Source organism: Chitinophaga ginsengisoli (assembly GCF_003014595.1).
GTDB lineage: Bacteria > Bacteroidota > Bacteroidia > Chitinophagales > Chitinophagaceae > Chitinophaga > Chitinophaga ginsengisoli.
Map to the genome: position 1 here is coordinate 57,969 of NZ_PYGK01000026.1, position 11,123 is coordinate 69,091.

Below are 11,123 nucleotides of genomic sequence, written 5' to 3' on the forward strand. Positions count from 1 at the left end.
CTATTTATATAAAGAGTTTTATGAGAATATATTTTCGGGTATTAGCAATAACCCTGCTATCATTAAATATGGCTTTGGGTTCGCAAGCCCAGAGTTCAGGATCTTCCTGCACCTGCGAATGTCTGAAGCCGTTGTTCGACTATCTGATCACCTCACAAAGGTTATTCACAAAAGCCTCAGACGGTATGACATTAGCCGCGATCCTGGAAGATGCAAGAGATGCGGGATACAGTGTCTCGTATCCTCAGTGTGCGGTCCTGTCCCGCAATATAAACGGTGCTTTCTATGCTAAAACGCAGGCGACCAGCGCCACTACTTATCAGGCGCAGATAGGCGATTGTATGGTATCAATAAAATCCGTTAGTGGTAATGTAACATTCTATAATCTGCGGAGTGATGCCTGTGGCACTGATGGCTCTGTCACTTATCATGTAAATGGAGGTTCGACATTGGTTGCCCGTTTACAGGTAGATTCCTGTGCAAGTTGTACTCCCGCGACTACCAGTACTTGTGTGAGTGCCATTACAGGTGCTCCCGTCAACCCATATTTATACGGATTAGCAGGTAACTGGCGGCCTTCCAGCTCATACGTCTACTACAGCGACCGTAATGAGACGTCTTTGAATGAAGAAGCATATTTACGCAAAGCAGGTACTATCCGCAGCTTCTCTTCCTTCTGGAAGTTTGACAGCAACACCCTTAAAATGGTGAACGACACAGCCCAATGGGTCTGGAACAGTCAGCTGACGCTGGTGAACCGTAAAGGTGCTGAGTTGGAAAACAAAGATCCACTAGGACGCTACAATGCCGGCATATATGGTTATGACGATGCATTGCCGGTAGCGGTAGCCCAGAACGCCAGGTACAGAGAGATCGCATATGAAGGATTTGAAGATTATGATTTCGGCGGAAGTCCTTGCGATGCTGTATGCGCAGTGCCAAGAAGTTTCGACTTCTCTTACTACAGGAGCAAGTTTGACACTACCGAACAACATACGGGAAAGTTCAGCCTCCGGGTAGATACAAGTGCCGGTATCAGCGCTGGAATAACAGGTACAGCGGATGATGGATTCGGTCTTACATTTAATAAGGCTCAGACGAGCTGCGATACAAGTATCTATGGCCTGGCAGCGATAAGTACGAATGCTAATGCGCTGATAACGTCTTTTTCTCCTATAGCAGGCAAGACGATCGTAGTCAGTGCCTGGGTGAAGGAATCGCAGGATTGTCAGGGCACTGCCTATGCCGGTAACAGGTTCTCTATACTGGTGAAGCAACCGGGTGACAGCAGCACCATAATAGCCCAGCCTAAGGGTGCTATTATTGAAGGATGGCAACGTTATGAGGAAGTGGTGGCTGTGCCTGATGATGCCATCTCCATATCTATCGTCATGCAGGCGATAGCGGGGCATGCGGTCTACTTTGACGATATCAGGATACATCCTTACAATGCCAATATGAAGTCGTACGTATATAACCCTTCAGATCTTCGCCTGATGGCAGAGCTGGATGAGAACAACTACGCGACCTTTTATGAATACGATGATGATGGTACACTCATTCGCCTGAAGAAAGAAACGGAACGTGGTGTTAAAACCATTACCGAAACGAGGAGTGCACTTTTAAAAGAAAATACTGACAGATGAGACCATTTTTATTATCCCTGAATCATATGAAATCTCTGGTACTGGCCTGCCTGTTGCTGATGATGGCGATGGCCGGTCAGGCGCAGTCTATGATCTCGCTGAAGCGGACACTGAGTGGTAGCAGCGGGCAGATCGCCAAAGACTCTGTTGCTACGGTAACAGATAGCCTGTATTTCAATCCGGCAGTACTCAATTCGCTGGATACGCCTTATAAAGTGAGGAACATCATCACGTTTAAGATCAACGAATATTCCGCTATAGCGCTACCGGCCACATTTACAGCCAATGTGGCCATCAGGATCATTTACACAAGACCTGACCTTCAGCAGGATTCTGTAGACAGGACTTTATCTATCAATTATGTAGATACCAGTACCTATACCAGCAGAAGTAGTTTTGTGTTTAACAATGCGCACCAGGTAAAGGTACGTGTGCTCAGTCTGACTGTGACAGGCAGTGGCAGTACTGACGTTAAACCTGCTTTAGCGCTTGACAATGAAATGCAGGTCTACCCTGTATATAAATTGTCCTGCACGGACAATGCCGTAAAAAGCTTCACGTCTATTCAGCCTGTGAGTCAGAATGATGCTGATGAACTCAGCGTCAGCTGGGCAACAGTAATTGGTTCAGACGTCTATGACCTTGAGTGGGCATACATCGATTCAAGTGCGTTAAGGGTAAACAGGTATGGGAATCCTATTAATACCGCACTGATATTTAAGAATAATGCATCCCGTGTAACGATCAGTGGAAATGGCAGTAATGCCGGGAATAGTTATAATATCCCATTACTATACGATCAGGAAGGTGTACTTTATTTCAGGGTAAGAGCGGTGCAGGAAAAGGAGCGTAATGTACGTATAGAGACGGCATGGAGTTCCACTTTCCCCGGTGGATTGGGCAGTTATCCGTTCAGTGGTCATCAGACAGCGCTGAACTGGCAGGCTACTACCAGCTTTGCAGAGGAAGGTAAGCGTAAATCTGTTGTACAGTATTACGACGGTAGCCTGAGAAGCCGGCAAACAGTCACAAAGGATAATACAACCAATACCACTATTGTAGGCGAGACTTTCTACGATCACCAGGGCAGACCCACGATCCAGGTAATGCCTTCGCCTACATTGAATAGTATCATCAAATATTCACCAGGGTTCAATACAGGTATCAATAGTGCCGAGTATGACAAAGGACAGTATGATACACTGCCTTCTCCGGCAAACTTTCTGACGGCGAGTGCCAAACCGATGGCAACCAGCACTGGTGCTAATCAGTATTATTCTCCGAATAATCCGGATACATCAGGTTTTAACAAGTTCATTCCTGATGCGGAAGGTTATGCTTTCACGGAGACTGTTTATACCCAGGATAATACCGGCAGGATCAGTCGCCAGGGTGGGGTAGGACCGGTATTCAGGATCGGCAGCAATCATGAGACGGAATACTACTATGGTTCTCCCGGAGTAAACGACCTGGATGCCCTCTTCGGCACAGATGCGGGCGATAGAACGCACTATTTCAAGAACATGGTCCAGGACGCGAACGGACAGTATGCGGTAAGCTATGTAGATATGCATGGCCGTACAGTAGCGACTGCGCTCGCCGGCAGACCGGATAGCGCTAGTCTGTCTGACCTGTCATCTTATAGCGAACAGACTGTTACTGATACCTTATCCACTAAGAACAGTAATATCATCAAGGACCTGACACTGGAAAACAGGCAGAGCCAGCTGGTAACAATAGGTGGTAACCACATCTTTAACTACCAGCTAAAGGCGCCTGTAATAAAACTGAGTGGTTGCCAGGGACCGATATGCTTCAATGGTTTGTATGATCTTGAAATAAAGATCACGGATGATGCTTATAACCAACGTTTAGGCGGTAAACCTTTTGATACAGTATTCCACAACTATAACCTGGACAGCATAAAGGCGGATTGCAGTATCCAGCCGAGGGATTTCAATGTCTCCTTTACAGTGAACCTGCCTAAAGGAAACTATGAGATCACCAAGCAGCTGACCATTAATCGTGAGGCGCTGGAATACTACAGGGATAGTATCTTCCTGAAGCAGAACACCTGCATCACACTTGATCAGTTCATCCAGCAGCAGCGCTCTTTGCTGGCGACGGCGCAATGTGTACCTGATTGTAAATCCTGTAGGGATAGTATTGGTACCTGGGCGGAGTTCTGGGCCAAATATCCGGCGCTGATAGGACAAGCAGTGGAAGATTCTGCGCTCTACAAAGCACAGGCATTATCTGATTACAATAAGGCTGTTGAGAACTGCGATGCTTTATGTAATAGCACCAGCGATGCTGCAGACATCCGTAAGGCAATGCTGCTGGACGTAACCGCACCTTCAGGACAGTATGCCAATCCGGATGATAGTACTACAAACATTTATTCCATATTCTATCATAAGGATCTGGGTTACCTCCCTCCATACAGGCGCGATACTGTCTATTATATGAATGAGGCAGGTTTACCTGATATGGTATATGACGACGAAACGCAGGCATATGTCAAACCGCAGCAGTTATCGCCTAAAGTATTTGCCGCTAAGTTCAAGGATTCCTGGGCGGAGGCATTGCTGAAATTCCATCCTGAGTATTATAAATACCTGGCCTTCCTGAAGCATAAGCCCAGCTATGATTGGGACAGAAAATTGGAGGCTATCGAGGACTATAAAACAGCGAGAGATAGTGGTTACCTGAACCCTATAGCAGATACTACTTTTATTTTCACTGCAGTACAGGCCAACAAAGATCCGCTGGCTTCAGAGAATTCTTTATGGAATACACAGCTCAAACAGATCCTGACCAGCTATAACAGCCAGATAGCTCCGGACAATAGCCTTTCTATGTGGAGTATGGCTACCATCAGTGTAAAATGCAAGGACGCTGAAAAGGGTTGTTTTGAAAGGTATATATCATATGCAAATGCATTTAATGAGAATGTGTTATGTACAGGAGATCTTGATATGGCCTGGAGGAGCTTCCGTCAGTTATATCTGGCCGCCAAGCATAATCTCCTGGATGCAGATATTTATAACGTCGGTGCTCCTGCAGGATATGCCATGATAACTGCTGAGCAGCTGATAGGAATAGGCAAATACCCTCGCTTCAATACAGCGGCAGCCGCTTTGTCGCAGAATGGACTGGGTTATCTGAGTACCAACAAGACACAGAAAGAATTAACTGACTCGCTGAATAAAGCACTTGACACAGCATACGCGCAGAACTGTAATGCCTATGTATCCACCTGGATGCAGCAGCTGGCTCCCTGCAAGTATGATACAACTGCCTGGAAAGATATCAGGACGAAGCTGCTGGAAGTGTGTAAGCAGGGATCAGATGTAGATCATCCCCTGGGAGCCAGCTCTGTAAAGCCATCCAGCAGTTACAGATACAAGAGCTTCCAGGATGTATTGGATGAATACAACAGGAATAATCATATTGATAGTCCCTGGACATGTAACGCATATCTGATCACGGCTCCTGTTCCATATGACAAGCAGCCGGCCTATGGAGATAAGAAAACTTATACGGGGCCGACGGACTGCGAGTGTAGTCAATTAAGCACTTTGCAGACAGAATATAATGTCCGTAAGAAGAGCGTAGACACTACATTGGCAGCCTATTTAAACCGGACAAGAGGTACGTCACTTAAACAGGCAGATCTCCAGGTATTACTGAATGCATGTAGTGCTGGTGCGGGTAGCTGTACTTATTTGTCTCAACCGGTGGAAATCCCTGTATTGATCCAATGTAATGTGGCACCGCCCTGTGTTTCATGTACAGAAGTAAAGGATGCATATGACTCTTTTAAGGCGAAGTTCCCTGGTGTGACACCGCAGGAACAGGATACAGATTCCTTGCAGCAGTTGAAGAACCAGCTGTTCGCCGCCTATATGAATAACCGTTTGGGATTTGGCAAGCAGGCATGGGAATACCTTGTTTTTATGGATACCTGTGCCTTGTATACAACGAAAGACAGCACCGTTTGTAAAACTGGCAATAAGCTTTATCATACCTATGAGGAATGGTTGGGAAGAGGTGTTGTTATTGCAGATATGGTCCGCACATCGGATAATGGCTATCTCCTGGCGGGTTCTCTGATAGGTGTAGCAGATTCTACTGTCAGTTTAGCGAGAGTAAGCGATACTTCAAATGTATCTGTAGGACCTGTAACACCTGTAACACCAGTAGTACGGCAGGATAGTGTTGCTCTCCTGTTGAAAGTAAACCAATATGGAGCTGTACAATGGGCAAAACATTATGGTTTCGGTGGCGATAACTACTTTACAAAAGTAAGAACAACGAGTGAAGGAGGCTATGTGGCGATCGGCTCGGTACAAAGCGTAGGGCGTGATAGTTCGGCAGTGCTCATCGTGAAGACGGACGTTGGTGGAAATGTTCAGTGGAGCAGGAAAATCGGATTAGCTACTGCGAATGGTGAGACAGGTTGGGATATCATCCAGACAAGTGATGGTGGCTATGCTTTTGCCGGAAGGACAAATAGCAACTATGTAGATAGTACCGGCGACTGGTTAGTAGGCGCTATAGATGCTAACGGATATGGCAGATGGCTGAGACAATTGGGTAATGGTAGTATTGATGAGGTGTATTCAATGTTCGAAGATCATGATACATTGGTGGTGTTGGGAAGTACATTCCTGGTACATAGCTCCGGATGGCGTGACTATGATGTTGTGATCGCTAAATTGATTAAGAATACGGGTGTTACGAGCAAAACATTCCGGTATGACTTTGGAAGTGCGCCGGGAACAAATAATAACTATCCAAATATTGTTCAGAAAACGACTTACGGGTTTCTGTTCAATGTTACAAATGGCGTCGGGAAATCGGCAAGAAGTGGAATAGTTGGTGTTACTAATAATGGAGATATCCTTACGTCCCGTCAGCTGTCGAGCCCATTGGATACGGTCGTTGCCCAGGGAATGCCGATGATTGGCTCTTCCAATGGTATTCTGGCGATACAAAATGTGCTTACGCAGCCTAAAAATATCTTTGCACTTAATAAGATCAATAGTGATACTACGCTTGTCTGGTCTGACTTGATCAGGCTGGATAGTTCGTCTTTCCTGAACGATGTACTGGAAAGGCCTGATGGTGGTTATGTGGCAGCAGGTACTTATGGCACCCGCGGGTTACTTGTATATACGCCAGTATCCGGAAGGCTGACCTGTGGTAACTCTACGCTGAATAGTACTTTCACTACGCTTAGGGCTACACCGAATAAGAATAGTCCGATGGCTATTAACATAGCAAGAAGTATTGATAGTGCGTTATTGCCTGTTTTTATTCAGTCTGTTGATATTTCGGTGTATGATTTCGGGCTTGGCTGCAATGATAGTAACACCTGTTATAAGATTCGGGGTGGTCCTTTATTATGTGGAAATTCAAATGCAATATTCCGTGGCTATACAGACAGTACGAACAATTGCTCAGACAATGAATACTTTGCAGTCAGCAAAGGAACGGAGCTCTATAACGCATATGTTGATTCATTGAGAACAAGCTTTGGTAATACCTATGCTGACAGCTGTATACAGGCCGGTCAGAAGGAAGCTTATACGCTGACATACAATATCAGTGAATACCATTACACCTTATATTATTACGACCAGGCAGGGAATCTGGTGAAAACAGTTCCTCCTGCAGGTGTAGTAGTAGATCGCTCTGCATCATGGACCAGCCGTGTGAGAGCGGCAAGAGCAGCCGGCGCTGATCTGACACCTGCACATACCATGGTGACTAAATACCGGTACAATACCTTAAACCAGGTAATAGCACAACGTACACCTGACGCAGGAGACAGTAAGTTCTGGTATGACAGGTTAGGCAGACTGGCGGTTTCCCAGAATGCAAAACAACAACCTTTAGCGGCTTACAGTTATACGCAATACGACCCATTAGGACGAATCACAGAAGTAGGGGAGATCTCCAGTAGTGCTGCAATGGACAATACGTTGAGCCGGAATCCGGGTAGCTTAAACTCGTGGTTCACCAACTCTGCCAACAGTCGTACGCAGATCACCCAGACGACGTATGACGTTGCTAATAGTTTCATTACCGGCTTCTTATCACCGGTTAACTTACGCAACCGGGTAGCCTGGACGGCATTATACGATTCCGCTCCTGAGCAGGCTACCGGTGGTTATGCTGCTGCTACTTTCTACAGTTATGACATTCATGGAAACGTTGACACCCTGTTACAGGACTATAAGAAAGGAAGCATGGCTACTGCTTTCAATCGTTTCAAGAAGATTGTGTACAGATATGATCTGATCAGTGGTAAGGTAAATCATGTAGCATATCAGCCAGGTAGACCGGATGCTTTCTATCATCGTTATAGCTATGATGCAGAAAACCGCCTGACAAATGTGGAGACCAGCAGCGATAGTGTGTATTGGGAGAATGATGCGTTTTACCAGTACTATAAACATGGGCCACTGGCGCGTACGGTGATTGGACAGCAACAGGTGCAGGGAATGGACTACGCATATACATTACAAGGCTGGTTAAAAGGCGTTAACAGCACTGCTGTAGGCACCGGCTTTGATATGGGCCACGACGGCACCAGTGCGGCCAGAGATGTCTTCGGGTTTGCTTTGCATTATTATGGCGATAGGGATTATAAAACTGTAAGCCAGGGCCTGAGTCCTTTTGCCCCGGTGGGGAATATTGGGTTTAAACCGCTGTTTAATGGCAATATAGGGGCTATTAGCCAGTCTATTCCTTCATTGGGTACACCACTGCAGTATGCATACAATTACGACGTTTTAAACCGCCTGAAAGGCATGCAGGTGAGCAGAGGGCTGGATTCTTTGGCTAATAGATGGACGCCGGTTAACCTGCCTGATTTTAAAGAGGATATTAGTTATGATGCAAATGGTAATATCCTGAATTATAACAGAGCGGGGGATAGCATATTCGCAGGTAAGCCCTTGCAAATGGACAATCTTACCTATAATTATAAGACAGGAACAAATAAACTGGATTATGTACAAGATGTAGTATCTCCTTCTAATTACGATAATGATATTGATAGTCAATCATCAGGAAACTATGAATATGATAATATCGGTAATCTGACGAAGGATGTAAATGCTGGTATAACAGCTATCAACTGGACTGTATACGGAAAGATCAAAAGCATCAACAAGGGTGGTACGCTCATTAATTATACCTATGATGTAGCTGGTAACCGCATCAGCAAGAATGTGAATGGTGTGGAGACCTGGTATGTTCGCGACGCTACGGGGAATGTGATGGCCGTTTATGAGAAAGGAGATCTAGGCGTTAATGGCGGCAAATTGTCAAGGTCGGAGGCACATCTCTATGGTTCTAGTCGTTTAGGCGTTAATTCATTGGTTACCAATTTGGAAGATGCACAGCCTTCTACGGCGGTAAATTTACCGGGATTAGATTCAGGATTAAATATTAATTTCATCCGAGGTAATAAGGTCTTTGAATTAAGTAACCATTTAGGGAACGTACTGGCAACGGTGAGTGATAAGCGATGGCTGCAGACTGCAGGGTGGTATAAGGCGGATGTTAGATCGGCACAGGAGTATTATCCGTTTGGGATGATGATGGTGGGAAGGAGTTTTAATGCGGGCAATTACAGGTTCGGATTCAATGGGAAGGAGAATGATAATGAGGTGAAGGGTGAGGGGAACCAGCAGGATTATGGGATGAGGGTGTATGATCCGAGGTTGGGGAGATTTTTGAGTGTGGATCCGATAACTGCAAAATATCCAGAGTTAACGCCATACCAGTTTGCAAGTAATAGGCCGATTGATGGGATTGATATTGATGGATTGGAGTATTTTGGAGCTATAGGTGGACAAATGAATCAGAAATATATTTCAAATGAGTTTGTTCCCAAATCACAACGACTATCTGGTGCGCAGCTTTCTGATGAGATGAAAGAAGGTGCACGCGTCCAAATAATTGTTGGAAAAAATGTTGCACCTGTTGTTGTTGTTGGACTTGTTGGTTGGATGAGCCCTGCCGCAGGAATTCCGTTGGCCCTTTCGTATTTAACGGGAGCGCCAGTTCTTCCAGCCCCTCAGGTGATGGGAAGTGTTGCTGCTAGAGCCACTAATAGTGCTGAAGTGACAGCGGCGGAATCTGCAGCTTCCACAGCTAAACCTATTACTGTAACTGATGAACTCTATGCTAGTATAGGCGAATTTGAAGTTCAGGATAGTAAGGGTGGAATTGTTGGTACTGTGAAGAATTCGTACGGGAATTTGGATTTCTATGTAAATACTAAGGGAACTGAATATAGTGGTAGGGGGAGTGATGTCATGAAGGCTCTCTTTAACAGAGCTATTTCTACCGAAACTGTGACAGGAATAAACGGGACATGGAGTCGGGGTTCTCTGGGATCAAATTTAAGGGCATTTAACACCGCAATTAAAGATAAGTTGGCTCTTAGATCAGCAACATTTGAAAGCCTTTCAAGTACGGATGCAGATGCTCTTCTTAAAGAAGCTGCATTTGAGACTTTTACAGGTTCAAATGCAAGGGAACTAGGTTTCAATAATGTGAAAATAAATCGTGTTGAAGGAACTGCTGGGGACTACACTAGCGCTTCTGTAACTTTTACAAAATGAGAATATGAAAGAAGAAGAATTAATGCGATTAGGCTTTTTCGAAATTGAAAGTACTGTAGCAAGTGCGAACACAGATGTTCGGCGATTCCAGTTATATGAATGTTATAATGACGTATTCCTTCGTATAATTATATCAATGCATAAGGATAATTTTATTGTGGAGCATATGTATTTTAATTCACCTGAATCAGATGAATTAAAATTAGAACTATTTGGTAGTGATTTATCAGTGGAAAATATAATTAATAGGCTAAAGGCATATAGAGAAAGTATTGATCCTTCCAAGGAGTTACCAGAAACTTTTTAGAATGTAAGCTGCATATTAGAGAATATAATCGTTTTCTAAAATAAGAACGCCCTGTCTGTTTTATCAGACGGGGCGTTGTCTAAAATTGAGGTGCTTATTTATTGAATAGCTTTAAGTTTTACGTTGTTAATCATAGCATCGAGTGCGTATAGGATGCAGACTTTATCTTGTTCCGGAAACCTTGCAATATCATTTAATCTTCTGAGCATAGAAGGGTCTTTTAAGAGTTCCCTGTCTTCCGATTCTCCCAAAAGATACCCCACTGTAGTATCGAGTACCTCCGCTAGTTTTTTTACAACATCAATAGTAGGCTTTACCTCATCCCGCTCATATTTACCAATGATGGAATGATGTGATTCTATCTGTCTGGCCAGTTCCGCCTGGGAGAAGCTTTTAGCTTCCCTGGCCTCCCTTAGTTTTTTGCCAAAGCTGCTCATAATGCGCATTTATGGTATTAAAAAGCTTGTTAGTAGTTGGTTTTATAAAAATACTGACAAAAAATGAGCTAATGAAACCATAAATATT

General features: G+C 44.6%; 4 protein-coding genes. 3 read left to right on the forward strand and 1 reads right to left on the reverse strand.

What is annotated here, in order from left to right:
• The first annotated feature begins 20 nt into the window (after window positions 1-20).
• The 3 genes from CLV42_RS32915 to CLV42_RS32925 are packed head-to-tail and all read left to right on the forward strand — an operon-like array spanning window position 21 to window position 10,598.
• Window positions 21-1,646 (forward strand): hypothetical protein, encoded by a 1,626-nt coding sequence (locus CLV42_RS32915; RefSeq protein ID WP_146154549.1) that lies wholly within the window; start codon window positions 21-23, stop codon window positions 1,644-1,646.
• The gene (locus CLV42_RS32920; RefSeq protein WP_106606204.1) at window positions 1,643-10,291 is read left to right on the forward strand and encodes an RHS repeat-associated core domain-containing protein; all 8,649 of its coding nucleotides are present in this window, start codon (window positions 1,643-1,645) and stop codon (window positions 10,289-10,291) included. Before CLV42_RS32915 ends, CLV42_RS32920 begins: the two co-directional genes overlap by 4 nt.
• 4 nt (window positions 10,292-10,295) lie before the next feature.
• Complete coding sequence (locus CLV42_RS32925) at window positions 10,296-10,598, forward strand: hypothetical protein (protein WP_106606205.1); 303 nt, start codon at window positions 10,296-10,298, stop codon at window positions 10,596-10,598.
• Between the two features lie 98 nt (window positions 10,599-10,696).
• Here CLV42_RS32925 and CLV42_RS32930 read toward each other — a convergent pair whose 3' ends face one another.
• Window positions 10,697-11,035, reverse strand: coding sequence for a helix-turn-helix domain-containing protein (locus tag CLV42_RS32930; RefSeq protein ID WP_106606206.1), 339 nt, complete (start codon window positions 11,033-11,035; stop codon window positions 10,697-10,699).
• Between the last annotated feature and the right edge of the window lie 88 nt (window positions 11,036-11,123).

Bases quoted from the DNA above. Each gene is read 5' to 3' on its own strand.
- CLV42_RS32915 (WP_146154549.1), top strand. From the start codon at position 21: ATGAGAATATATTTTCGGGTATTAGCAATAACCCTGCTATCATTAAAT.
- CLV42_RS32920 (WP_106606204.1), top strand. From the start codon at position 1,643: ATGAGACCATTTTTATTATCCCTGAATCATATGAAATCTCTGGTACTG.
- CLV42_RS32925 (WP_106606205.1), top strand. From the start codon at position 10,296: ATGAAAGAAGAAGAATTAATGCGATTAGGCTTTTTCGAAATTGAAAGT.
- CLV42_RS32930 (WP_106606206.1), bottom strand. From the start codon at position 11,035: ATGAGCAGCTTTGGCAAAAAACTAAGGGAGGCCAGGGAAGCTAAAAGC.